This is a genomic window from Nosocomiicoccus sp. HMSC09A07 (genome assembly GCF_001808485.1).
GTDB classification, from domain to species: Bacteria; Bacillota; Bacilli; order Staphylococcales; family Salinicoccaceae; genus Nosocomiicoccus; species Nosocomiicoccus ampullae_A.
On the sequence record NZ_KV793639.1, the window covers coordinates 10,241 to 35,904 of the forward strand.

Below are 25,664 nucleotides of genomic sequence, written 5' to 3' on the forward strand. Positions count from 1 at the left end.
AGCGACGGGGAGTTTTTCATCTCGCCGACGATTCGTCCGAACCACCCCTAAAAAGATGAAAAACCACTCTAAAACTCTATTTTCTATAGTACTCCTTATGAAGTGCTTTTACTCTATCTTCAAATTCTTTAACTGGACCAATTACTTCGATATCTTCAGCAATATCTGTAATTTTTAAGGGCCTCACGCGTACAGCTTCTACTCCGAATTCTTTCTGCCACTCTCTAAACTGTGCACTACTCGTTGCATAGACAATCTTACCTAGTCCGTTTATTGCATGTGCAGTTGCGCACATCGGACAGTGTTCGCCTGAAGTGTACACGACCGCTTCTTTTCTTTCTTCCTCAGATAAGTTCACACTCGCCCACTGTGCGATATGAAGTTCAGGGTGCTTCGTATTATCTCCGGTAGAAATTCTATTATGGTCTTTAAATAGTATCTCCCCTTCCTTACTAACAAGCACTGAACCAAACGGTTGGTCTCCTTTATTTAACGCCTCTTCTGCAAGACTAACAGCGAGTTCAAGATATTCTTTTTCTTTATTTGTCAGCATAATTACACTCCTAATCCTTTCTATACTTACTTTCTATTCTAGTCTGAAACAGATTATAAATCACTGAATTGAGTCAGGCATAAGTCCAACCTCGTCTATTATTTTATAATTTTGAGTTTAAAAATATCTCAATTAGGTAATTTTAAGAATAAGGAACACTGCCGTAACGGTTTTTGATTAAGTTCCTTAAATGAGACCTGTTAGTAATTTTGCTTTAATTACTACATATTTGAGAGGAGAAATTTAAATGAAAAAGTTTTGGATGGTCCTGTTGGCCCTATCTTTTATAACGCTCGTTGCGTGTTCTTCTAATGAAGATAAAGACACGAATACTAGTAATGAGTCAGCGGACGAAAAGACAGAGGAAGTTGAGAAAGAAGAATCGACAGACACTGAGGGCGAAGAGAATAGTGAGTCATCTAAGAAACCTGAATATGATGAGTCGAAAGCTACGACTAACATCATGAAAAAAGAAGCAGACGGCTTACTTAGTACAATCGAAATGAAACATGCAGATGACGTATTACTGGAACAAAACCAGGTCACTGAGGGCGAATACAGCACACTTGGTGTGAAAGACAAAAAAGAGGCACAAGAAAAGATTAAAGAATTCGGTGATGAAAAAAAATATAAAGACCAAGAAGGTGTCGAATACTCAGTAGAATTTAATGATGATACTTTCATCGAAACATTCAAAGTCGACTACACAGTCGCAGATCTCAGTGTAGTGTCATCACTACCTGACTCTGGTACAGAATCACAGTTTGTAAGCTATGAATTAAGCGTAGATAACTTTAAAAAACAAGGATATTATCTTGAAGGTGAAGAATCGACTGAAGTATTCCTTCTCGAACAAGAAGGCTATATTTATGAAGTTTCTGTTTTACAAGACGGAAACAACAAAATTTTAAAACAGACAACTTATAACGAACAGTCATATGAATCGCTTGGCTTAGCAGATAAAAAAGCTGCAGAAGAACAATTTAAAGATATCACAAAAAATTATGTAGAGTTAAACAAACTTGACGGTGTGAATTTTGATATGAAATTCGAAGATGATAAATTCACAGTAGAAGGCGTCATGGACTATGAAAAAGTTAAAGATCTAGATAAAGTTCTTCAGTTAATGGGTATTGAGCAAGTAGATGAAAGTGCTAAAGAAGAAGCACGAAACTACACAGAAATCGCGATGGCCCTTCTAGGAAGCGGATTAGAACATGTAGAAACAAAGAAATAGCATAAAAAGCACGCAACCTGAAGAATCCCTCAGCGCGTGCTTTTTATTTGAAAACTAATCCTTCTTATACGCAACCATCCCTGCACTTACAAAAAATAAGATCCCTGGAATGATGTAAAATAAAAATAAGAATCCACCAAGTTGTTCTGGTATCAGTGCCGCGAGTAGCATCATGATGAAGCTGATGACTATCATTATTAATATAATCTTTCGCATGTTCATAATTAAACCTCCAACTTTTAATATGTAATTAAATTATAACAATCTAAACGATAAAAAGCCTAGTCATTTGGAAATAAGCTTAAATTCGCTGTTACATCATCCCTGGTAAAAGATAATGAGTAAAACGACATAAAATGAACCCCAACAATCTGTTAAAATCAATATTCTTGGAAAAACGGAAAATATAATAGATTCAAAAAAATATAGATTATTTGATAAATAGAAGACTTATTAAACAAGTTTATATTTATAAATATATTCTCTAGAATGTTTTATAACATATCATATTTAACAAAAACTAAATAATATATAGCGAATTATTAATAAGTGAAATGATGAATTGAAAGCTGCTAGATTTATACAGTAAGTCAATAAATTTAGCTGTGAAGAAACTTAATGAAGATTAATATTAAAAGTGCCCACGCAGAAAAATTTTTGCGTGGGCTTTGTTATATCGAATTAATTCAGATTTCCTTCTATTATTTCTACTTACTCTCTGTTTAATTTTTATAGGTTAGTTCAAAGGATTTCTTGTGTCTATAAAAATAGCTGCACTATGTTAATCTAGGCTTAACAATGAGCTGTAGAATTCATAGGTCGGTGCTCGCCTGGCATGTATACTCCCTTATCTTAAGAAAAATTTAAGAATAACCACTGCACAATACAAAGTCCCGTATACGTCGTGTTATCTCCACTAGCGATTCTATAGTAGTGTTTAAACAGTTCTTCATCTGCTTTACTCACAAGTACTGAACTAAACGGCTGATCACCTTTATCTCATGCTTGTTCAGCAAGATTCACTGCTAACTTGAGATATTCTTTTTCTAAATTTGTAAATGAAAAAATTTCCTCTAAAAATTATTTCTTCCTTTGTCTTCTAGTTCAGAAATATAACCTTTCAATTGCCTAAGTTGACGATTTGAATACTTCATTTTCTCTCTATAGAACTTTGTAACTTTATTAGGATATTTAGCCATTATTTTTGATAATCTAGTTATTTCTTTAATATCATATTCGGCTTTCATGATGATAAAACTTCCAGTATACTTGCTCAAATCTAACAAAGTAATATCTTCACTTTTATTGTTCCATTTATATAAATTAACTAAATTATGCAGCTTCTCTAAGTTATTATTATGGATTAATAGTCGATAGATTAAATCACTTTTTATTATCTTAGCTTTGCTAGACTGTTCCTCAAAATTTCTTTCTACTAAAAAAACAATTATCCCCATTATAGTATCGATGATTTGTAATGGAATCTCATTTTCAGAGCTTTTTTGTTTTACTGAACTAACTTTATATCCTTTATTTCGATATACAGAATGAGCATTCATCTGTTCTTCTAATTTTGTCATTAAGTTTATTTTTTCATATTCACTATTCTCATCAATTATAATATCTATTGATTCATTAGAGTTTAAATTTCTTGCCAATCCATAAAAAAGTCTTTCTGGAATTTTAACATAAAACAATTCTCTCAATTCAACAATTGATATATTCATTTTTTCAGCAATTTCTTTAGCATCATTATTATCTACAATCATTATATTTATTTTAATATCTTGATTTAAAACATAGCTTATAACTTCAAAATATTTTATGAATTTATCATCATTTGTATAATTAACGAAATGCAATTCACTTTTAGAGTTCAAACTGCCATTTATTTGACTTACGTTATCATTTAATTTATCTATTATCTGTATGCTCGCACCTAAAGCACCGTAATATGAATAATTATCAGTTTTCTGATCTAACTTATTTGATTCATCAAAATAGATTTCATATTTCAATGTAAACTCTCCATCCTTGTTTAAAACCTTTGACAAATATGAACAGCTCATATATTATATATATATTAACATTATATACTAATGAGTGATATCTTTCCCCGTTACCATGTACAGGGCTGGACTCACTCTTAAACACCCTTTCCCCGCTACCATTTGCAGGGCTGGGGTGTTTTTATTTATATGTTAATCCTTCTTATACGCAATCATCCCTGCACTTACAAAAAATAAGATTCCTGGAATGATGTAAAATAAAAATAAGAATCCACCAAGTTGTTCTGGTATCAGTGCCGCGAGTAGCATCATGATGAAGCTGATTAAAAGAAGTATTAAGATTATATTTCTCCGAGTCATTGGATAATCTCCTCATAATTATATAGTTTTTTCAACGGACTTTTGAAAGAGACATTTTTAATGTTCTTAGGATATGGCCATCAAAGTCATCGTTATATTCGTCTACAATTTTAAAACCTAGCTTCTTATAGAAATTAACCGCATTGATATTATCTTTTTCAACTTCTAGAAAGATTTTTTCAAAATTTTTGATTGGCTCAATACTATGAGCTATCAGCCGACTACCGATTCTTTTTCCTTGGTAATCTGGTAATATGTATATTGCTGATAAATCATATGTGTTTGGTTGTTCCGTTTCTTTGAAATTTATAAAACCAATGATTTTTTCATCATGTTCTGCCACGAATATAATTTGATCAAGTCGTTTTTTCAACATCTCATCACTATATGCAACCTTTAGAAAGCTGTTTTGTACATCTTCTGGAATTATACCTTGATATGTAGCATTCCAACTCTTTTTAGCAACATATTGAACGTCTGGAATATCAGCCTCTAACATTTTTCGAATGATTATATCCATAACTACATCACCTTTTTATCTGTTTTACAGAATATCTATAAGTTCCTTAATTAAAAATTCAATTTATATGAAAAAATATAGAAATAATAACACCTAATAAACCGAGTGTCCCCCCTACGAATCCTCCTACCAACCCTATTGTCTCCTTTCGATATAATCTCAAAGACTTAAATATTCTCCGCCATCAATTCTGCCTGTTTTACTACTGTTTCCACTGCCATCTTTTGCAAATCTGGTGGGTAACCGTATTTCTTTAATAATCTTCTTACAGTGATGCGCATTTTTGCTCTTGCTGATTCACGTAAGTTCCAGTCTATACTCATGTTTTCTTTAACAGATTTTGTAAGTTCATGTGCGATTGCTCGTAATACTTCATCACCAAGAACTTCTTCTGCTGTATCATGTGAAGAAAGTGCATCATAGAATGCAACTTCTTCTTTAAGCATGCCATGATTTTCTCCTATTTTATATGACTCATTCATTTCTTTTGCTAGTTCAATCAGTTCCTCAATGACTTTAGACGTCTCGATTGCACGTTTATTGTACTGGTTAACTGCATTTTCTAGCATCTCTGAAAACTTCTTTGCTTTAACTAAATTCGTTTTCTGAACAGCTTTAATTTTCCCTTGTAACAGACGATTTAATAGTTCTACTGCTAAGTTTTTCTGAGGTAATGCTCGAACATCTTCCAAAAAATTATCCGAAAGTATTGAAATGTCTGGGTTATCTAATCCTAGAGTCTCATATACATCGAATAGAAACAACTGAAAATCCATAATTTCCATAGAAATCCGTTTTGATTTCGTCTCCACCTTTAAGGTGCAAGTGTCCGATAATCATACCTTCTGGCATACCTGCCCACTCTGTATTACCACTTGATTCAACAATTCCAGCAAAGTCTAATGCAAGAGTGTCCATCGCCACTTGTCCGTTAGACCAAGTCCATGTGTCTCTATCTCTATCCACATATACTTCAATACCGTTACCTTTATCACAAAGTAACCAAACAGAAAATTATGTATAGTTTCTATAATATAAAAAACCAAGACAAATGTCTTCGTTAAAATGTAGAGAGACCGAGTCCTTCTTGAATTCTATATAAAATTCTTTTCATTATATTATCTTCAGATTCTTTCTCATAATCGAGTGTGTAAACACCATCTTTGTTATTCCAAAGTCTATCGTAATAGTCGTTCATAGAAATCATTTCTTCGCTTTCTGATTTTGCCTTAACAACGAGATCTGTCTCTAAATTTAAGTCTTTCAGGTTACGTCTTGTGAAGTTAGATGAACCGAGGATTAAAGTTGAATCTTCACCATTATCATGCATCATAAACTTTGCATGATACTGCTCGCCATGAGATTTATACCAACGAATTTCTGGAGGGTTTTTATAATTCATTAACTCACTCGCAACCGGCTTGTTTGGAATACCATTCTTCTCATTACCAAAAGCATCTTGGTTAATATCCAAAATAATTTGCACTTTTACGTCGCGATCTAACGCCTTCTTCAGTGCTTTAATTAAACCGCGATCTGAAAGATAAAACACACCGATTTTAAGAGAGTCCCCCGCTTCAGCTTGATTGACTGTATCTATTAGCGCTTCTCTAATCTTACCTTCAGTGACGAGAGAAATTTCGTATTCCCCCGTGTTTTTATCAGTTTCAACTTCGTAATTCTTAATTTTAGATGTATCATATCCTGAAAAATCTAAAACAGCTGTTTCACTTTTTAATAGGTCGTTCAAAGTATCTCCAGAAAACTTCACAGCGATATTTGAATGTAAGCTCGAACCATCATGCGGATTTAGTGACGCAATGACGGCCTCTTTTTCATTCATGATTGTCTTGCGGTGATTGGCTTTGAAGTTTAAGAGTCTTAAATAACTCCCAATACCCACTTTGTCATCCATCGGACGAACTGCGTTTGGTAAAATTTTCAGACCACCTGGTTTTATCCAAGTAAAAAACGTCCTATAATAACCACCGTATAGATAGTTAGAATCTCTTAATTTAGACAGGTCCGTTTCGACAACATCAATTCCAGCATCACGTAATTTTTTGTATACGCGCGTGTCATATGTACCATAAAAAGAGTTGATGGGATCTGTGATGACGGTAATTGGAATATCAGAATCTTTCTTCTTCTGAACTAAACGTTCAGCAAAATCCTCTGATAACGTAGGAAACTCCAATGTGTCGTGATTATAGTCATCATTAAATAAAAACTTGTCTAAAACGATAAAATCCTCAGCATTATCAATCACTTCGTACATTGTATCAACGATTTCCTGTTCATGATGGACAGCACTGTTTTTATCCTCATAAGTCACATCATAGAGAATATCCAAATCATCTGTTTTAACAAAATCAGACTGCGTAGACATCCCGTCAGGGAGTGGCTTAACGAGCGAATAGACGCCAACGAAAAGCGGGATAGCAACGAGTATCGCCACCACACCAACAGTCAACCCGACAAATCTTCGCCTACGATAATTCTTTTTTGTCATAAGAACACCTCACGATACCTATTTTATTATTATTATACAGGAAATGAATGAATTTACTTTTAGAAAGGAGTAAACAGATTGTAAATTATCGTTCAACAAATTTGTATTGATTTAAGAAATATTTATAAAATTAAAAAACCTATCATCAAAAAAGATGATAGGTCAAATGGATTACATCATTCCTGGCATGCCGCCCATGCCCATGTCTCCGATGTTGTCTTCTTCTGGTATATCAGCAACGACCGCTTCTGTTGTTAAGAACATTGATGCGATTGAGCCTGCGTTTTGGAGTGCTGAACGTGTCACTTTTTTAGGGTCGACGATTCCCGCTTCAATCATATTCACCCATTCGTCCGTTTCTGCGTTATAGCCAACGCCACCTGTTTGTTCTTTTAGTTTCGTTACGATGACTGAACCTTCAAGTCCTGCGTTTTCTGCGATTTGTCTCACTGGTGCTTCGAGTGCTTTTAGTACGATATTGATTCCTGTTTTTTCATCGCCTTCTGCGTCTAGTGATGCGACTTTGTCATACACCTCAATCAGTGCAGTTCCACCGCCTGATACAATTCCTTCTTCGACTGCAGCGCGTGTTGAGTTTAACGCGTCTTCAATACGAAGTTTACGTTCTTTCATTTCAGTTTCTGTTGCCGCACCGACTTTAATGACCGCAACGCCTCCTGAAAGTTTTGCTAAGCGTTCTTGAAGTTTTTCTCTATCAAAACTTGAATCTGTGTCTTCAAGTTGTGCTTTAATTTGAGAGACGCGACCTTTAATTGTTGTTTCGTCTCCGCTTCCTTCTACAATTGTCGTGTTTTCTTTATCGACATGTACTTTTGAAGCTGTACCGAGCATATCTAAGCTAGCGTCTTTTAACTCGAGTCCTAAGTCTTCAGTGATGACTTGGCCACCTGTTAAAATTGCGATATCTTCGAGCATTGCTTTACGACGGTCACCAAATCCTGGTGCTTTTACAGTGATTGCCGTAAATGTACCACGTAATTTATTTAGCACGAGGTTCGCAAGTGCATCCCCTTCAACGTCATCTGCAATAATTAAAATTGGACGTCCTTGTTGAACGATTTGTTCTAAAATAGGTAGTAAATCGTTTTGGAAGTTCGTGATTTTTTTATCTGTAATGAGGATATATGGATTATCGAGTTCTGCGATCATCTTTTCAGAGTCTGTCACCATATATGGAGATGAATAACCTCTATCAAACTGCATCCCTTCAACGACTTCTAACTCCGTGTTTAACCCACGAGACTCCTCAATAGTAATGACACCATCATTACCGACTTTTTCCATCGCTTCAGAGATGAATTCTCCGACTTCTTTATCGTTTGCTGAAATCGCACCGACTTGAGCGATCGATTCTTTATCTTGTACTGGTTTTGAAATGTCTTCTAGTGCTTTTACCGCTTCTTCAACAGCTTTTGTAATACCACGGCGAATGCCGACAGGGTTTGCACCTGCTGTAACGTTTTTAAGCCCTTCCTCGATCATTGCATGAGCGAGAATTGTTGCTGTTGTTGTGCCATCTCCTGCGATGTCGTTTGTTTTAGTCGCAACTTCAGAAACGAGTTTTGCGCCCATATCTTCAAAGCGATCTTCTAACTCGATTTCTTTTGCGATTGTCACACCGTCATTGGTAATGAGAGGTGCTGTAAATTGTTTATCTAAAACGACGTTACGTCCTTTAGGTCCAAGTGTGACTCGAACTGCATTTGCGAGTTTTTCAACTCCACGTAACATCGATTGACGTGCATCTTCAGAAAATTTAAGTTCCTTAGCCATTCATATCTCTCCTTATTCTACTACTGCTAAAATATCTTGTGCGGGTACGATTAAATAACTTTTCCCTTCGTAATCCACTTCTGTTCCTGTAAATGAGTTGTAAACGACTTTGTCGCCTTCTTTAACATCTATTTTTAAAATTTCTCCGTTATCTAACGTACGTCCAGGTCCTACTGCAACAACTACACCATAGACCGGTTCTTCTTTTGAAGAATCTCCAGTTAAAATAATACCTGAAGACGTTGTTTCTTCTTTTGTATATTTACTAATATCTAAAATCACTCTATTTTCTAAAGGTCGTAACATTGTTATAGCCTCCTCAATAATCGTCTTTTAGCACTCATCATTGTAATGTGCTAACTGATTTTTATAGTACATCAAAGATAGTCAAATTTCAAGTTATAGCATTTCGTTTTCATGTTTTATATTGTAAAATGGTACTATTGTTTAAAGACTTATTTTAAGGAGATTGTTTATGAATAGAACTATATATAGTTTATTTATTGTCGTGATGTTTGGGGTCATTCAAATCGCAGGTATTCCAATTCAAATTTATATCGCACTTAAAAATCCTGGTGCGAGTGTTCAGGAAATTTTAAGCTTATATATGCCCTATCAGTTTGTTATTTACATTATCGGACTTATCGTTATTTTAGTTTTAGGTAATATCCACAAAGATAAAAACATTTTTGAAAGTGGTGTTAAAACCCCACCTCTTCAAACGGTCGCATGGATCTTTGGAGGCCTAATACTTGCGTACGGTGTACAAATCATTACTGCACAAATTAACATTCACCTATTAGGAAATCCACTGGAAAGTGAAAACACAAAGCATATTATGGAAATGATTTCTAACATGCCATATATGATTTTCTTTGTAGCAGTCATCGGTCCGATTATCGAGGAATATGTGTTTAGACGCGCAATTTTCGCTGAAATATACGAGAGACTCCCGATGAATAAAATCGCTGCATTTTTAATTGCAGGTTTGATTTCAGGATTTGTTTTTGCTATCGCGCATTTTGACTTTACGCACATTTTAATTTACGTCGGAATGAGCTATGTCTTTAGTTTTGTCTACGTAATGACAAATCGACTACTCGTGCCAATCGTCGTTCATATGCTAATGAATGGATGTGTTGTACTACTACAACTGACTTTTAAAGATCAAATTGAAAAACTCGAACAACTTCAAACGAACGGTTTAATTATCATTAAAACTATATTCAATACGATAATATAAGTAAAACTCTCAAGAATTTCTTGAGAGTTTTATTTTAAATACATTCGGTAAAATTTTACAGACTTTACCGAACATGCACTTTTATATTTATATCTATTATTTGCTAAGCGGTCGTATAGTTTATCTCTAAAAATTTTAGGGATAATTTTTAATATAACGATCGGCTTAAATAGGCGATTGGCGTCCATAAGCATATGAATGACCGCGTTTGATTTATTATATATTTTATCTTTAGAAATATACGACACACTTTCAGCGTCGATATTAAATGGCAGCTGTTTAAACCATTCACTATTAAAGTCCGTAATATATAAGTCATCATTTTTATTCACTTTAACTACTAGATTGATAAACCGACTGCATAAATCGCAGTCTCCGTCATATATGAGCACTTTTTTCATAACATTACTCCAATACATTAAAGTTCAAATATTAATATATACAAAATCCCTTTAAGTATCACTTAAAGGGATTTCTTTTGGATTCTATTTAATTTTACATTTTTTCATCGGAAAATTAAACTATATTGCAAGACTCCTTCTTGGTCCAAACGCTTCGTGTAGATACTGGTAATATCTACCAAATAGAATTAGCATTATTAAGCTACTCATGATATTTATCATAAGAAATAATTGAAGTTTTTATATTTTTAATAATTTCTTCATTGTTAGTAACAATATCAAGAACATCACTATTCATATTAATAATAAAATTTTTGTTATAAAAATAAAGATAATTATCTTGAGCTTCTGTTGTTTTCATATATAAATAATAATCATAAACGGCGCTTATATTCACATCTTTTATTTCAGAAAAAGTATATTCTATTAAATCTCCATCATCAATGACATTAATTATTTTTTCTTCCCATAAATGTGAGGATTCATATAAGTTTAAATATTCTTTTGTGGCTAAATTCAATGAATCTTGTGAAAATTTGTTGACTGAAACATTAGACAGGTAAAGTATATTTAATAATTCTTCATTTTTAAACTGGTCAATAATAAAATTAATAATAAAATTATTTATATTATCAAAATCAAATCTTACTCTATTTTCATTTTCTACATAAAGATAAGGACTAATGTTAACGTTAGTAAGATCAAGATTAAAAGGAACATCATTATTCATCTAATCACCTAATCTTCTAAGGTTTTTATCATAATTAAAGTCCGTAATATATAAGTCATCATTTTTATTCACTTTAACTACTAGATTGATAAACCGACTGCATAAATCGCAGTCTCCGTCATATATGAGCACTTTTTTCATAACATTACTCCAATACATTAAAGTTCAAATATTAATATATACAAAATCCCTTTAAGTATCACTTAAAGGGATTTCTTTTGGACTCTATTTAATTTTACACTTTTTCATCGGAAAATTGAACTATACTGCTAGACTCATTCTTGGTCCAAATGCTTCGTAATGTACTTTACTCATATCATATTCATTGTCTAGAGAAGCATTAATCATCGCTTGGTTAAATGCTAATGAACCTGATATATAAATTGAATAATCATCATAACTACTAATATCATTTGCTGTTAAGTAGCCATCATCTTTAGTATATCTAATTGTGATATTTACTTTGTCTTTTAATGATTCTAGTTCTTCTTTAAATGGTAGTGTTGTTTCATCAGTCGTTGATATGATTAAATCAATGTCTTTATTATGTTTTACGGCACTCTCTACCATAGACATAATCGGCGTTAAACCAACACCTCCAGCAATAAATAACAGTTTCTCATCTGAATGATCGAGTAAGAAATCACCAGCTGGTGCTGAAAGTTCAATGATATCTCCTTCATTTAATTCATCAAATAAATAATGAGAAACTACGCCTGCTTCGTCTTTTTCACCTTCACGTTTAACGGCAAATTGTAAACCATTCGTTGTATTAATTGAACAAATCGAATAGTGTCTTAAAGCTTCGTATGGATAATCGTTTGGTTTAACTTTCACTGTAATATACTGACCAGGAATGATTTCAGGTAGTGCTTCATCATTATCAACAGTGAATCTAATCACATCATCTGTCAAATACTCTTTTTCTTTTACAGTAAATGATTTAAACCCATCCCAAGCTGCTTCTTCATACATTTTTTCTTCTACATCAATAAATATTTGAGCAATCTGATTATAATACTTTGCCCAAGCATTAATGATATCATCCGTTGCTACGTCGCCAAGTACTTCTTTAATACCGATGAGTAAATATTTACCGACGATAGGATAATGTTCTTTTTTTACATTTAATGCACGATGCTTATGACCGATTCCGATGACTGCAGGTACAATCGCTTCTAAATTATCGATATGCTCTGCAGCTGCAAGAACTGTGTTTGCGAGTGCTTTTGGTTGATCACCAAATTTTTGATTTGTTTGGTTAAACATGTTTAATAATTCATCATGATTTTCGAACATACGCTGATAAAATGTACTCGTAATTTCACTGCCATGTTCTTTTAATAATGGAACTGTTGCTTTAACGAGATCTTTTTCTTCGTTTGTTAGCATGTTATCCCTCCTCTCTTAATTTTAACATCTATAAATCGATACTACATAAAAAAACCTTGACATCTTTATGTCAAGGTTAGTCTAGAATCCACGGCCAGCGCCTCCGCCTCCGCCGCTTCCTCCTCCGAAGCCACCAAATCCTCCGCTACCGCCGGAGAATCCACCGCCACTTCTACCTGAAGGGAAGAATATCGGTGTTCCACTTCGGCGATAAGACGGACGTCGTCTACCTCCACGTGGTGGTCCACCTCGGTTGTTTTTATTCATAATGTAAAATAATATTGTAATAACAATTACTAAAATGAGCGTATTAAATAAAAATGTATAGAACTCATCATCATTAGAAGTTTCTTCTGGCTGTTCGTTTGTGAATTCACCGGTTTCTTCATCGTATCCATAGGCATTTAAACTTTCTTCGTATAGTGCTTTATAGAGATTTTTTAATGCTTTGTCGTAATCTCCTCGTTTAGCATCTTCTAGTGCGTAGTCGTCGATAATTTTACCGATTTTAGCATCATTTAAATACCCTTCAATTTCATAACCTACTTGAACGTCAATTCCTCGGTTATTAAATTCATTGTCGTTGTCGTTATTAAATAGTATAACGATACCGTTATCTCTTTCTTTTTTACCGACACCGTATTCTCGAAGAGCGCGTAGTGCAAAGTCTTGACGATGCTCTTGCCCTGTTGAGTCCATCGTCATCAGCAACATTTCTACTCCGGTCCCCTTTTCTAAATGGGACCCTAGTTCATTTAACTCATAAATTGTCGACTCATCTAATACGTGCGCATTATCTTGAACAAAATAATGCGACGTATCGAGTTTCGGCATTTCAACGCGTGCTGCCGTTGCGACTGGTGTTGTTAATATAATGATGAGAAGAAGTGGAATGATCCGCTTCATTACTCATCACCAGAGTTATCCTCTTGATTCGTGTTAAAATCTACACCTGGCACTTCTTTTGCACCTTCACTTGCTTTAAAGTAGTCTTTCTTCTCAAAATTAAAAATCATAGCGATAATGTTCCCTGGGAACACACGTGTTTGTTTATTATATTCATTTACTGATTCGTTATAATCTTGACGTGCGACTGCGATTCTGTTTTCAGCACCTGCAAGCTCATCACGTAATCCTGTAAATTGTTCGTTCGCTTTTAAGTCAGGATAATTTTCAGCAACAGCGAGTAAACGAGATAAAGCACTCGTCATTTGATCGTTTGCTTCGCTTAACTCATTTACTCCGTTTGCACCTGCTAAACGTGCACGTGCATCCGCAACATCTTGAAACACTTCTTTTTCGTGTGAGGCATAGCCTTTCACTGTTTCAACTAAGTTTGGAATTAAATCTCCACGACGCTGAAGCTGCGTTTCGATTTGTGATTCTTTTTCATTGACTTGTTCATCTAACTGAACAAACGTATTATATTTTGGCATTATAAGGATTGCCAATACAATGATAATCCCGAGTACAATACCGATTGGTGCTAATAATTTTTTCATTGGAAAACTCCTTTTTTAAATATAAATTCATTATACTAAAGAAATATTATATACGACTACTTTTAAAGTCATGAACATTTCCAATATAATATAGTAATATAATAGTACCCCACATCAAGGAGTGAGAAACTTATGGTAACAAAATTTAAAGATTTTGAGTACAAACGACCAGATTTTGATTTATTTAGAGAACAGGTCGATGGACTCTTAAGCGCATTTGAGAAAGCAGAAACAGTAGAAGATGCAGAAGTCGTTATCGATCAGTACAATGAGAAAATTAAACACATCCATTCGATGATTACGATCGCAACTGTTCGTGCATCTATCGACACGAAAGATGAGTTTTATCTTGGTGAGCGTGATTTTTACGATAACAACTTGCCGGTTCTGTCTTCTGTAACAAACGATTATTATAAAGCGCTTGCAAATAGTCCGTTTCGTGACGAATTAGAAGAAAAATACGGCAAACAGTTATTTGCATTAGTCGATAATGAAATTAAAGGGTTTGACCCTAAAGTTAAAGATTTAATGACTGAAATTAACGTATTAACATCGAAATATTCGATTTTACTGTCATCTGCTGAAATTGAATATGATGGTAAAAAACTTGCACTCACAGAATTTTCTCCGTATATGATTAACGATGACCGTGAAGTGAGAAAGTCTGCGATGTATGCTAAACAAAATTTCATGAAAGAACATCTCGATGAAATCGATGATATTTATGATCAACTCGTTAAAAAACGTCATGAAATGGCTGTTGAGCTTGGATTTAACAACTACACAGAACTCGGATATGTTCATATGAACCGTATCGATTATAACCGTGAGATGGTAGAAAATTATCGTAAACAAGTGCGTGATTACGTCGTTCCTTACGTTACTGAATTAAGAAAGCGACAAAAAGAACGTATCGGTGTATCAGACTTAAAATATTACGACCTTGCTTATGAGTTTAAATCTGGAAACCCAACACCTAAAGGTGGCACTAAAGCAATTATGGAAAATGGTGCAAAAATGTATAGAGAATTATCTAAAGAAACGGATGAGTTCTATACATTTATGACAGAACGAGAATTATTCGATGTCGAGGCTAAAAAAGGAAAAGAAGGCGGAGGATATTGTACATTCATAGAAGATTATGAAGCGCCGTTTATCTTCTCAAACTTTAACGGGACTCAAGGTGATATCGAAGTGCTTACTCACGAAGCAGGACACGCATTCCAAATGTACTCTTCACGTCACTTCTCAGTTCCAGAATACATTATGCCAACATATGAAGCATGTGAGATTCACTCGATGAGTATGGAGTTCTTTACGTATCCATGGATGGAATTATTCTTTAAAGAAGATACAGATAAATTTAAATTCTCTCATCTTTCAGGTGCGTTAGAATTTTTACCGTACGGTGTAGCGATCGATGAATTCCAACACGTCGTATATGATAATCCTGAATTAACACCTGAAGAACGCCGCGCAGAATGGAAGAAAATTGAAGCGGTATACTTACCAGATAGAGACTATGAAGACATCCCTGCATATGTAGATGGTGCTTTTTGGCACGGTCAAGGTCACTTATTTGCGTCACCATTTTATTATATTGACTACACGCTCGCACAAGTGTGTGCACTACAGTTCTTTAAACGTGTAATGGATGACTTTGTAGCCGCATTTGGCGACTATTTAACGCTATGTAAACTCGGTGGTTCACTACCATTTGGTGAATTAGTAAAAGTTGCCAACTTAAAATCTCCGTTTGAGGACGGAACGTTAGAAGAAGTCGTAGATTTCGTAAAAGATTATTTAAATGATATCGACGATAAAAGTCTATAGAAAAATGCCACATCAAAGATGTGGCATTTATTTTTTGATTTTTATTTTATTAGTTTTTCTTACTAATAGCATGAGTCCTGCACTTAATAAAATAATTTCTATTACGTATAGTAATTCTATATTCTCGTTAACACCTGTATCTGGTAACTCTTTTGCACCATGTGGTGTTTTCTTCTTTTCAGAATCCTTTGATGATTTAGATGTCGACTTTTTATTAGACTCTTTATCTGACGTAACAGCTGTGTCAGTATTTGAGTTATCCGTTACGAGTGTATCATCTGAAACAATTGGGTTGTTATTTCCAGGTTTTTCTTCTACACCAATCGCGTCGAGTACGTTATCATCCGCTTCTTTAACCTGTTCATCAATTGTGTCGATGATATCATTATTATTCGGCGGATTTTGAGTGTCTTCATTATCAGTTTCACCTGGTTTATTTGTTTCTGGTGTTTCTGGCTCTTGTGGTTTCTCAGTTTCGTTTGAGTTATCAGAGTCAGTAGATTCATCAGGGGCTTCTGATGGGTTATCCGCATAATTCGTTTGATTTTGTTTTGTTTCTTCTTGAGTTGCTGAGTTTTCAGTATCTGAAGCATTCGTTTCTTCATCTGCAGAAGAAACAGGTGCAATTAATAACATAATCAGTACCGAAAATAACAATAATTCTTTTAGTTTCATAAGCCTGCCCCCTCGTATTCGTTATCTTTAGTATAGATAAATATAGGTAGTTTTTCTATCGACAACACTATTTGTCACATAACTTTAATGCTTATGAAACAATCTATAAATACTTATGAAAGAATGTTATGTTTTTTATATTTAGCGAGATATATAAATATAATATCGAGTATCATATATAACCCGATTCGACTCGTCATCATTAAGTTCGTATTCGTCACTTCTTCAGAGAAAAATACCGTATAATCTGATAAGCGCTCGACTCGATATGAATTACCATCTGTAATCGATACTGTTTCTACTGATCGTTCATTCGCAAGCCTTAACGCTTTCATAATTTCAGGATTGTCATTCGTACTAATCGTAATCATACAATCTTTTGACGTAAATTTTGATAAACGACCTCGTAACGTCGTTAAATCGTTAACGACAAACACCGGTATATCTAATTCGATTAATTTACTCTGAAAGTCTAAACTTACTGGAAGACATTCTCCCGCTCCAAATAGTAACACACGTTCTTTTTTAGCAATTACCTTTGTAACGTCACTTAGATTCTTTCTATCAACTAGTGTGTCATTACTATGTAACACCCTTAACGTATTTTGAAATACTTTTTGGAAAATTGTCGACTCATTATCTGATACTATTTGCACATTACTCGATAAAGGATTTTCATTAATAGAATGAAGTTCTTTCGCGAGTTCGACTTTTAATGATTTAATACCTGATAAGCCGAGTCTTTTACTAAATCGAATCACCGCAGCGTCACTCGTTTGACTCTCTTTAGAGATTTCTTGTACCGTCATATGAGTCACGTCTTCTGGATGTTCTAATATAAAATCTGCAATTTTTAACTCAACTGGTGTGAAATATTCATACCTTCTACGGATAAGTTCTAATACTGAAAACATGAGTGCTACCTCCAGTTGTTTAAATCTTCTTGCGCTGACTAATGACAGGGTCTTCTTTGAATCCTTTTAATGTGTAATGCGTCATTTCGACGTAACAATCGCCGTCTTCTGCCATCACTTCCACACCAATAGATTCTTCACGAGGGAAAATTCTCGCTGTCAACGTATGCTCTCCGTCATTTATAAAAATCTCAATGGATGAGCGGTCCATAAATATTTGTAGTCGTTCGAGTGGTCTTGTTAACTCTATACTTCTAGTTGTCCCGTCTACTCCTGAAATTAGTGCGCCGCTAAACGTACGATCAAGCGTTATCTTTTGTTCCTCACTGTTATAAGATACAATCGTTTCTTCACGATTACTCTTTCTCAGTAAAAAGAATAACTCACGTGCATTATTTTCTTTGATATCGATAATTAACTCATAACTGTCCCCATAAAAATCTGTGAGTGGTTTACGATGTTCGTTAAAGTATCCGATTGCTTTTAATTCGTTTCTTCTTAACTCTTTTAAATGTGGATGCGGTGTTTGAATGAGTCTGTCTCCATTCACCGTTAACACGCGAGGAATTGTCAGTGCATTTTTATAGCCTTCAATCTCCGTAGGATACTTACTTTCTTCAGCAGACATCCAAGCGATTAAAACACGTCGTCCTTCAGAATCCAATGTCGTCACTGGTCGATAAAAATCAAATCCACCATCAAATTCTCTATAATCATCGTGATTAACAAATAACGATCCATATTCAAAGTCATTAATGACGTATCCTGACTGATAAATATTCCAAAAATGATGTTTAAACTTATCGAGCCCTCTCGGGTTAAACATTAACACTTCGGCATCATCTAACGTAAATAGCTCCGGTGATTCCCAGAAATATCCAAACATATCGTAACCTGTATTGACTTCACCTAAAAACTTTAAATCTTCGAGTGATTTACCACGGTACATGATGATTCGCCCAAACTCTTCGTCGTTCATTGTTCCGATCATCATATTGATTTCACCGTCGTGTGTAAATACGTATGGATTCCTAAAATATTGTTTGTAACCAGGTTCAACTTCCCTTAAAATCGGTGCGGGATATTTTTTGATTTTAAAATCTGTATCGATAACACCTGCACGTTGATATGTATGAACTCCGTCTGATTTTTGCTGTTCACCAGTAAAAAATAGCGTCAGTTCATTGTTGATTAAAGTTAAATTCCCGCCGTATAGATTATCTTTATCATATAAGTCATCTGGACGTAATTTAATTCCTTCGTTATTAAAATGAATTAAGTTTTCACTCGTCACGTGATATAAATACGTTGCACTTTCTTCGTTAGTTGCAGGTTCCCATTCATAAAAGATATGGTACAGACCATTAATGTAGAAGAATCCACAAGGTGCACCGAGTATTCCCATCACAGGTTGAACGTGATAATTTAAACGCCATTTACTCATCATCGATGACTCAATAGCTGTTTCGATTTGTTCTCTGTTGTAGTCTTCGATTCGTTTCATCCTACTCGTCCCCCTTTAACGTTTCTTTTAACGCCTGTTCTTCTGCTTTTAAATAACGTCTATACCCTACTTTAGATACAGTGATACTAATTTCGTATAATAAAATCATTGGTAACGTTAGTAAAAAATGCGTCATAACGTCTGGTGGCGCAATGATTGCTGCCAAGACAAATAAGATGAAGTACGCATATTTTCTATTCTTCTTTAAAAACATTGGCGTAATAATGCCAAGCTGTGTCATAAATAAGACGAGAATTGGCATTTGAAATATTATACCAAAAGGAAGTACCGTGCGTACTAAAAAGCCAAAGTAATCATTAATACCAATCGTCGTCACAATCCCCATTTCAACTGATAAACTAAACGTAAATTTCACGATATACGGTACGACGATAAAATAAGAAAACACCATTCCTATAATCATAAGAATGAATGCAATCGGTATGTATATAAGTGTTACTTGTCGCTCTTTTTCATATAGACCTGGACTAACAAACGCCCAAAACTGATATAAAATTACTGGGAGCACTAGTATAAACGCGATAATAACGATCATCGTTAAGTAAATTCTTAACGGATCTGTCACGTTAAACGCATGCATTTCAGTCATTTCTAACCACGGTGCATTTTGTAAATAATGAACAAGTGGTTTTGCAAAATAAAATCCAATCAGTAACGCTGCGACAAAGAAATACGTGACAAATAAAACGCGCTTACGTAACTCTTGAACGTGCTCGATTATTTCTTTCTTTTCCTGCATAAAGCCACCTCACGGAAAAAAAGGTGGCGTTCGCCACCTTTAATCAACTATCTTTGAATTGTTTCGTCTTCTTGTTTCGTTTGAATTTTAACGACTTCTTCTTTTTTCTCTTCAGGTTTTTCGTCTTCTCCTAAACCGTTAAAGCCTTCTTTAAATTCTTTAACTGTAGTTCCGACTGAACGACCAAGTTGTGGTAACTTCGTAGGTCCGAAGATTAAAAGTGCAACTGCAGCGATGATAATTAAACTTACCGGTGCTACAGCGCCGATTGTCATAGGTAATAATAATACGCTCATCTTTTCCCCTCCTAATTGTTATGCTTCATATAGAATAATAACGCCTGCATTTCAACGCTTAAATCTATATTATGTACAGTAACTTCGTTTGAAACTGCAAGTTTTTCTGGTGTGAAGTTTAATATCCCTTTAATTCCAAGGGCCTCAAGTTTGGAAGATAGATCAACTCCGACTTGACCAGGAACTGTTAGAATCGCCACTTCTGCTTGAATATCTTGAACAACGGATTCTAACTCGCAAATATCTTTTACTTCAACCCCATTTATTGTTTGTCCAATAATATCTTGATCTATATCAAAGGCTACCGCTATTTTTATTTTATCATGAATTTTTGTAAAATTATAGTTTAGTAGCGCACTTCCGAGATTACCAACACCAATTAGTATAACGTTCTTCATCCCTGTGCCTTGGACTTGTTCTGAAAAAAACTTAACGAGTGCATGGACATTATATCCATACCCTTTTCTGCCAAGCTCTCCAAAATAAGAAAAATCACGTCGAATCGTTGCTGAGTCTATATCAAGTGCTTCGCTAATCTCTCTAGAAGACACTCTATCAATTCCGTTGTCTTCACTTTGTTTGAAATACTTGAAGTATAAAGGCAATCGATCTAATGTTGCGTTCGGTATTTTCTGCTTCTTTAACAAAAGACTCACCTCAAATATTTTGTCATTTAATTATACCATATAAGTCAATGACTTTAAGGTTTTTATCGTATTTCTCATACATAACATGGTACACTACACTTACTGAGAAAGAGGGATTTTTATGATTGTCATGAGCTTGCAAAACGTTGAAAAAAATTACGGTTCAACAGAAATTTTAAAAAATATAAATTTAGAAGTTAAATCGAGAGAAACAATTGGTATTGTCGGTGGAAATGGTGCGGGGAAAACAACTCTCATGAAGATTATGGCAGATGAATTATCGTATGATGGCGGTAATATCTCGACACCAAAAGATATTTCTATTGGCTATTTAACACAAGAAATGTCACTCGAATCCGACAAAACTGTACGTGAAGAAATGAATCTAGCATTTAGTCACGTATTAAAAGTAAAAGATGAAATCGATATCGTCACAGAGTGGCTAACAAATCATGAGTATACACACGTAGACTATAACGACCAAGTGAAACGTTTAGAGTATCTTCAAAACTTTTTTGAAGCTCATAATGGCTACACAATCGACGTTGAAATTAAAACGGTCATTACTGGACTAAACTTTAGCTTAGAAGACTTAGATCGACCGATAAATGAATTTTCTGGTGGTCAAAAAACGAGATTACAACTCGGTAAAATGCTTCTTTACCGCCCGGACATTTTATTACTCGATGAGCCTACGAACCACCTTGACCTAGAAACTGTCGAATGGCTAGAAAACTATTTAAATCGCTATACTGGATCTGTCGTCGTTATATCCCACGACCGATTTTTCTTAGACCGTATCGTCGATAAAATTTATGAAATAGAATTCCAACAAGGAAAATTATATCACGGTAATTACACGAATTATCAAAAACAAAAAGAAGAAGATTATAATCGTGAGCTTGGACTATATAGGAGACAACAAGATGAAATCAAACGACTTGAAACGTTCGTCGAGAAAAACATCGCACGTGCATCGACGAGTGGTATGGCAAAAAGTAGACGTAAAATGCTCGAACAAATGGACCGAATCGATTCTCCAACGCGCGATACAAGGCAAGCACAGTTTCATTTCACCATTGAAAAGGAAAGCGGAAATGACGTACTACGTGTGAAAGAACTTGCGATTGGATATGACGAGGTTATCAATAACGACTTAAACTTCTTCGTTGAAAAAGAGGATCGTTTACTCGTTTTAGGACCAAATGGTATCGGTAAATCTACTCTCATTAAAACAATCGCAAAATTACTTCCTCCTATCAGTGGTGACATCCAGTACGGTACAAACGTATCGATTGGTTACTATGATCAAAAACAAGCAGAGTTCTATTCTGAAAACACGATACTTGAAGAGTTGTGGAAAGAGTATCCTCATTTTCAAGAACAAGATATTCGTAAAATACTCGGACAATTTTTATTCACACAAGATGACATACTTAAGCATGTCTATCAGTTAAGTGGAGGAGAAAAAGCACGCATACAACTCGCTAAACTCATGCTACAAAAAAATAATTTGCTACTACTCGACGAGCCTACAAACCACTTAGACATTCAAAGTAAAGAGATGCTTGAATCAGCATTGATGGATTACCCAGGTACAATTATCGCCGTATCGCACGACAGGTACTTCATCAAAAAGCTAGCAAATCGCATTATGGAAATGGATACGCAAAAAACGAAAATCATAAATGGTGACTATGAATACTATCTCCATAAAAAAGAAGAGGAAGAAGCACAACGTGCATTTGTAGAGGAAACAGTGGAGAAAGATACTAACGACGATTACCTAAGACAAAAAGAACTTCGTAGCCAAATACAAAAACTATCGAGAGAAAGCGACAAACTTCAACAAAGAATAGAAATAATCGAGACAGAAATTGAAAAAGTCGAATTAGAAATGACACAGCCAGAAGTATTCAACGATTTTGAGAAAACAAATGAACTGAATGAGAAGCTCGAGTCACTGAATACTGAACTCGAAGATAATCTATTAGAATGGGAAGAAATAGAGATTAAAAAATCAGAACTCGAATAATTCTCCACAACAATACACACATAATCCATAAGTTATGCACAAAGTTATCCACAACTGTGCATAACTTTTTTATTATGTCGTAATTTTTATTAAAAAACACATCAGATTTAGTCTGATGTGTTAGTATATTACGTCTTCTATGTCTATATAGTTATGTCCATTTAAATTTAAATCTGCGAAATCTCCACGTTTATACTGTTCGTACGCAACGGCCCCAATCATTGCAGCATTGTCGGTACAGTATTTTAAACTCGGTATATATAATTCTACTCCGTTTTCTTTTGTTAACGTTTCGAATCGTTCTCTAAGTCCACTATTCGCTGCGACTCCACCAGCAACGATTAATGCCTTTATATTTTCTTCGTCTAAAGCGCGCATTGTTTTTGTCGTTAAGACATCTACGACGCTTTCCTGGAAGCTTTTCGCAACATTTGCTGGTTTAATTTCGATGTTTTTCTGTCTTTCATTATGAAGGGTATTGATTACGTTTGATTTTAAACCACTAAAGCTAAAGTTATATCCCTCATCTTGCAATGCACGTGGGAAATTGTACGTATCGATGCCTTCTTTAGATAACTTATCTATTTCTGGACCACCTGGATACGGTAATCCGATTACACGAGCGACTTTGTCATATGCCTCTCCTACCGCATCGTCTAGAGTTTCACCGATCACTTCAAACTGTAAATGGTCTTCCATTTTAACGAGCTCAGTATGCCCACCTGACACGATTAACGCAATGAGTGGGAATTTTACGTCATGCTCTAATTGATTTGCGTATATATGTCCTGCGATATGGTGGACAGGAATAAGTGGTAAATCATGTGCGAACGCAAATGCTTTCGCTGCGTTTACACCGACGAGTAACGCTCCGATTAAACCTGGTCCATATGTTACTGCAACCGCATCGAGTTCTTTTGGTGTGACGTTTGCTTCGTGAAGTGCCTCTTCTATCACTCGGGTAATAGACTCAACGTGATGTCTTGATGCGACTTCTGGAACGACACCTCCAAAACGCTTGTGACTCTCTATTTGACTCACGACGATATTTGAAAGAACAGTATTCCCATTTTGTATAACACTCGCAGCAGTCTCATCGCAGCTTGTTTCTATCGCCAATATATTAATATTTTTCTCCATCTAATCTCACCCACATGACATGTGCATCTTTACCTGCACCGTAATAATCTTTTCGTATACCACCATATACAAATCCTTTAGATTCATATAATTTAATCGCATGATAATTATTAACATTTACTTCTAATGATATTTGACGGACAGTTGGTTTACAATAATCTATAATAAAATCCATCAATGTATTCGCATAGCCATTTCCTCGCGACTCTGGACTGATCGCAATTGTTGTAATCTGTGCATCATCTACTACAATCCATAGCCCAATATAACCGACAATGACGTCATTCTTTTCTGCGACAAAATAATGTGCAAAATGATTGTTACACAGTTCATGGACATATGTTTCTTTTGTCCATGGTGAATCAGGAAAAGATACAACTTCTATTTTCTGAACTGCTGGAACATCATCAGAGTTCATCGGACGGATTACGATTGATTGTTTTTCCAATTTCTCTCCGCCTCAGTTAATCTTAAATAGTCTGGTACAACGTCATGTGCATCAACTTTAGTTAAAAGATCATCATCCATTCCGATAAGAGATGAAATTCTTGGTGTAGTATGGACACCGTCAACTTCAAATGACTGTGTTTCTAATGTATTATGCACAATAACAGCACCGTATTTTAACACGAGATCTGAATACTCTTTCCCTGTTCTAAGCTTTGGCTCTTCTAAAACATCGTATCCATTTTGATCAACGTCATATATCGCACTAAAACAGTTTCCACGTCTAGCATCCATCATTGGTGCAACTACACCACGATAGCTTGCTGCTAGCACGAGTAAGCTTGATACTGTATAAATCGGTATATTTATGGAAAAAGCTAACGTTTTTGCAACTGTTACTCCTATTCTTAACCCTGTATATGATCCCGGACCATTTGCTACAATAATTCGTTCTAACTCAGACTTATCTACATTCGCTAGTTTAAGTACCTCGTTAATAACTGGCATTAACGTTTCTGAATGTGTGCGTTTAACATTGATATTAATTTCAGCTAATAATACGTCATCTGAAACGGCTACAGACAACGCTCGATTTGAAGTATCTATATATAAAGACTTCACTTATAACACACCTACTAACTCCTCGTATTGTTTACCTTCTGATACAATTGTAAACTTCCTTTGATTTTCATCAATACGTTCAATATTAATTTTTAAAAATTCATTCGGCAAATATTCTTTTATAAAATTATACCATTCAATAATCGTAATATCGAAATCATTGAAGTACTCATCAAACCCTAAATCCTCATCACTCTGTTCTAATCGATAACAGTCCATATGATGTAAATAATTATCATTTAATTTATATGACTTAATGATATTAAAAGTTGGAGAAGTAATTGCACGCTTAACACCTAAAGATTTACCTAAAAATTGAGTAAATTTTGTTTTACCTGCCCCTAAATCACCACTTAAAAGAATAACAAAACCTGGTTTTATATATTTACCAATCGTTTCAGCTAGTTGTTTAGTATCATTTAAATCATTTATATAAATAGTTTTATCCATAATAACCTCATAATATATAAAAATATATAAAAAAAGGAGACCCTATAGGGTCTCCAATGTTTGCCTAGCGACGTCCTACTCTAGCACGG

Annotated in this window: 28 protein-coding genes and 1 pseudogene; 4 read left to right on the top strand and 25 right to left on the bottom strand. The window is 34.8% G+C overall.

The features are described 5' to 3' along the window. Positions 1-76: 76 nt before the first annotated feature. Positions 77-553 carry a nucleoside deaminase gene (locus tag HMPREF3177_RS07110; RefSeq protein ID WP_070458164.1) on the bottom strand — a complete coding sequence of 159 codons (477 nt, stop codon included), beginning with the start codon at positions 551-553 and terminating at the stop codon, positions 77-79. 247 nt (positions 554-800) lie between these two features. Here HMPREF3177_RS07110 and HMPREF3177_RS07115 point away from each other — a divergent pair, with 247 nt between their 5' ends. Then, positions 801-1,790 (top strand): DUF1307 domain-containing protein, encoded by a 990-nt coding sequence (locus tag HMPREF3177_RS07115; protein WP_070458167.1) that lies wholly within the window; start codon positions 801-803, stop codon positions 1,788-1,790. Positions 1,791-1,844: 54 nt separating this feature from the next. Here the strand turns inward: HMPREF3177_RS07115 and HMPREF3177_RS08525 are convergent, their stop codons facing one another. From HMPREF3177_RS08525 to groES, 9 genes and pseudogenes are all read right to left on the bottom strand, one after another. Next, the gene (locus tag HMPREF3177_RS08525) at positions 1,845-2,012 is read right to left on the bottom strand and encodes a hypothetical protein (protein WP_168161322.1); all 168 of its coding nucleotides are present in this window, start codon (positions 2,010-2,012) and stop codon (positions 1,845-1,847) included. Positions 2,013-2,863: 851 nt separating this feature from the next. Continuing rightward, entirely contained in the window at positions 2,864-3,808 is a 945-nt protein-coding gene (locus tag HMPREF3177_RS07120; RefSeq protein ID WP_070458170.1) for a DUF3800 domain-containing protein, read from the bottom strand. Positions 3,809-3,991: 183 nt separating this feature from the next. Beyond that, positions 3,992-4,159, bottom strand: coding sequence for a hypothetical protein (locus HMPREF3177_RS08530; protein WP_168161323.1), 168 nt, complete (start codon positions 4,157-4,159; stop codon positions 3,992-3,994). A gap of 31 nt (positions 4,160-4,190) precedes the next feature. Continuing rightward, positions 4,191-4,679 carry a GNAT family N-acetyltransferase gene (locus tag HMPREF3177_RS07125; protein ID WP_070458173.1) on the bottom strand — a complete coding sequence of 163 codons (489 nt, stop codon included), beginning with the start codon at positions 4,677-4,679 and terminating at the stop codon, positions 4,191-4,193. 167 nt (positions 4,680-4,846) lie between these two features. After that, positions 4,847-5,431: pseudogene (locus HMPREF3177_RS07130) on the bottom strand (DUF3387 domain-containing protein); the annotation flags it as partial. Next, positions 5,421-5,645, bottom strand: coding sequence for a hypothetical protein (locus HMPREF3177_RS07135; RefSeq protein WP_070458180.1), 225 nt, complete (start codon positions 5,643-5,645; stop codon positions 5,421-5,423). The pseudogene HMPREF3177_RS07130 and the gene HMPREF3177_RS07135, both read right to left, overlap by 11 nt. A 94-nt stretch (positions 5,646-5,739) precedes the next feature. Further along, the gene (locus HMPREF3177_RS07140; protein WP_070458184.1) at positions 5,740-7,191 is read right to left on the bottom strand and encodes a phospholipase D-like domain-containing protein; all 1,452 of its coding nucleotides are present in this window, start codon (positions 7,189-7,191) and stop codon (positions 5,740-5,742) included. 171 nt (positions 7,192-7,362) lie between these two features. Then, positions 7,363-8,985 carry a chaperonin GroEL gene (gene groL / locus HMPREF3177_RS07145; RefSeq protein WP_070458187.1) on the bottom strand — a complete coding sequence of 541 codons (1,623 nt, stop codon included), beginning with the start codon at positions 8,983-8,985 and terminating at the stop codon, positions 7,363-7,365. 12 nt (positions 8,986-8,997) lie between these two features. Next, positions 8,998-9,291: a co-chaperone GroES gene (gene groES / locus HMPREF3177_RS07150; RefSeq protein ID WP_068130326.1), complete on the bottom strand. Its 294-nt coding sequence runs from the start codon at positions 9,289-9,291 to the stop codon at positions 8,998-9,000. A 169-nt stretch (positions 9,292-9,460) separates the two neighbouring features. Here groES and HMPREF3177_RS07155 point away from each other — a divergent pair, with 169 nt between their 5' ends. Further along, positions 9,461-10,228 (top strand): CPBP family intramembrane glutamic endopeptidase, encoded by a 768-nt coding sequence (locus HMPREF3177_RS07155; protein WP_068130329.1) that lies wholly within the window; start codon positions 9,461-9,463, stop codon positions 10,226-10,228. A 29-nt stretch (positions 10,229-10,257) separates the two neighbouring features. Here the strand turns inward: HMPREF3177_RS07155 and HMPREF3177_RS07160 are convergent, their stop codons facing one another. The 5 genes from HMPREF3177_RS07160 to HMPREF3177_RS07180 all read right to left on the bottom strand — a co-directional run bounded on the left by HMPREF3177_RS07160 (position 10,258) and on the right by HMPREF3177_RS07180 (position 14,253). Next, complete coding sequence (locus tag HMPREF3177_RS07160; RefSeq protein WP_083286911.1) at positions 10,258-10,647, bottom strand: thiol-disulfide oxidoreductase DCC family protein; 390 nt, start codon at positions 10,645-10,647, stop codon at positions 10,258-10,260. Between the two features lie 184 nt (positions 10,648-10,831). Then, positions 10,832-11,359, bottom strand: coding sequence for a hypothetical protein (locus tag HMPREF3177_RS07165; RefSeq protein WP_070458191.1), 528 nt, complete (start codon positions 11,357-11,359; stop codon positions 10,832-10,834). Positions 11,360-11,620: 261 nt separating this feature from the next. After that, a complete protein-coding gene (locus HMPREF3177_RS07170; protein ID WP_070458199.1) occupies positions 11,621-12,751 on the bottom strand; it encodes a globin domain-containing protein in 1,131 nt (376 codons plus the stop codon). A gap of 81 nt (positions 12,752-12,832) precedes the next feature. Next, positions 12,833-13,657, bottom strand: coding sequence for a TPM domain-containing protein (locus tag HMPREF3177_RS08535; protein WP_070458202.1), 825 nt, complete (start codon positions 13,655-13,657; stop codon positions 12,833-12,835). Then, positions 13,657-14,253, bottom strand: a complete 597-nt coding sequence (locus HMPREF3177_RS07180; protein ID WP_070458209.1) for a LemA family protein — start codon at positions 14,251-14,253, stop codon at positions 13,657-13,659. The genes HMPREF3177_RS08535 and HMPREF3177_RS07180 overlap by 1 nt, the downstream gene beginning before the upstream one ends. Positions 14,254-14,385: 132 nt before the next feature. On the opposite strand from HMPREF3177_RS07180, the gene HMPREF3177_RS07185 reads away from it, so the two are divergent. After that, on the top strand, positions 14,386-16,086 hold the full coding sequence (locus tag HMPREF3177_RS07185) for a M3 family oligoendopeptidase (RefSeq protein ID WP_070458212.1): 1,701 nt from the start codon (positions 14,386-14,388) through the stop codon (positions 16,084-16,086). A gap of 27 nt (positions 16,087-16,113) precedes the next feature. Here the strand turns inward: HMPREF3177_RS07185 and HMPREF3177_RS07190 are convergent, their stop codons facing one another. The 6 genes from HMPREF3177_RS07190 to HMPREF3177_RS07215 all read right to left on the bottom strand — a co-directional run bounded on the left by HMPREF3177_RS07190 (position 16,114) and on the right by HMPREF3177_RS07215 (position 20,882). Continuing rightward, positions 16,114-16,761, bottom strand: a complete 648-nt coding sequence (locus HMPREF3177_RS07190; protein WP_070458214.1) for an LPXTG cell wall anchor domain-containing protein — start codon at positions 16,759-16,761, stop codon at positions 16,114-16,116. A 113-nt stretch (positions 16,762-16,874) separates the two neighbouring features. Further along, positions 16,875-17,675 carry a MurR/RpiR family transcriptional regulator gene (locus HMPREF3177_RS07195; protein WP_070458228.1) on the bottom strand — a complete coding sequence of 267 codons (801 nt, stop codon included), beginning with the start codon at positions 17,673-17,675 and terminating at the stop codon, positions 16,875-16,877. A 19-nt stretch (positions 17,676-17,694) separates the two neighbouring features. Next, complete coding sequence (locus tag HMPREF3177_RS07200) at positions 17,695-19,179, bottom strand: sucrose-6-phosphate hydrolase (RefSeq protein ID WP_070458239.1); 1,485 nt, start codon at positions 19,177-19,179, stop codon at positions 17,695-17,697. A gap of 1 nt (position 19,180) precedes the next feature. Continuing rightward, the gene (gene tatC / locus HMPREF3177_RS07205) at positions 19,181-19,939 is read right to left on the bottom strand and encodes a twin-arginine translocase subunit TatC (RefSeq protein ID WP_068130356.1); all 759 of its coding nucleotides are present in this window, start codon (positions 19,937-19,939) and stop codon (positions 19,181-19,183) included. A gap of 47 nt (positions 19,940-19,986) precedes the next feature. Next, entirely contained in the window at positions 19,987-20,235 is a 249-nt protein-coding gene (tatA, locus tag HMPREF3177_RS07210; RefSeq protein WP_070458242.1) for a twin-arginine translocase TatA/TatE family subunit, read from the bottom strand. A gap of 11 nt (positions 20,236-20,246) precedes the next feature. After that, entirely contained in the window at positions 20,247-20,882 is a 636-nt protein-coding gene (locus tag HMPREF3177_RS07215) for a redox-sensing transcriptional repressor Rex (protein WP_070458244.1), read from the bottom strand. A 121-nt stretch (positions 20,883-21,003) separates the two neighbouring features. Between HMPREF3177_RS07215 and abc-f the strand changes: the two genes are divergently transcribed. After that, positions 21,004-22,917, top strand: a complete 1,914-nt coding sequence (gene abc-f, locus HMPREF3177_RS07220) for a ribosomal protection-like ABC-F family protein (protein ID WP_070458246.1) — start codon at positions 21,004-21,006, stop codon at positions 22,915-22,917. A 120-nt stretch (positions 22,918-23,037) separates the two neighbouring features. Here abc-f and tsaD read toward each other — a convergent pair whose 3' ends face one another. The 4 genes from tsaD to tsaE are packed head-to-tail and all read right to left on the bottom strand — an operon-like array spanning position 23,038 to position 25,575. Continuing rightward, on the bottom strand, positions 23,038-24,057 hold the full coding sequence (tsaD, locus tag HMPREF3177_RS07225; protein ID WP_070458249.1) for a tRNA (adenosine(37)-N6)-threonylcarbamoyltransferase complex transferase subunit TsaD: 1,020 nt from the start codon (positions 24,055-24,057) through the stop codon (positions 23,038-23,040). Then, complete coding sequence (gene rimI / locus HMPREF3177_RS07230) at positions 24,041-24,505, bottom strand: ribosomal protein S18-alanine N-acetyltransferase (RefSeq protein WP_246827413.1); 465 nt, start codon at positions 24,503-24,505, stop codon at positions 24,041-24,043. Before rimI ends, tsaD begins: the two co-directional genes overlap by 17 nt. Then, on the bottom strand, positions 24,484-25,125 hold the full coding sequence (tsaB, locus tag HMPREF3177_RS07235) for a tRNA (adenosine(37)-N6)-threonylcarbamoyltransferase complex dimerization subunit type 1 TsaB (RefSeq protein ID WP_070458252.1): 642 nt from the start codon (positions 25,123-25,125) through the stop codon (positions 24,484-24,486). The genes rimI and tsaB overlap by 22 nt, the downstream gene beginning before the upstream one ends. Beyond that, the gene (tsaE, locus tag HMPREF3177_RS07240) at positions 25,126-25,575 is read right to left on the bottom strand and encodes a tRNA (adenosine(37)-N6)-threonylcarbamoyltransferase complex ATPase subunit type 1 TsaE (protein WP_070458254.1); all 450 of its coding nucleotides are present in this window, start codon (positions 25,573-25,575) and stop codon (positions 25,126-25,128) included. Positions 25,576-25,664 lie beyond the last annotated feature (89 nt).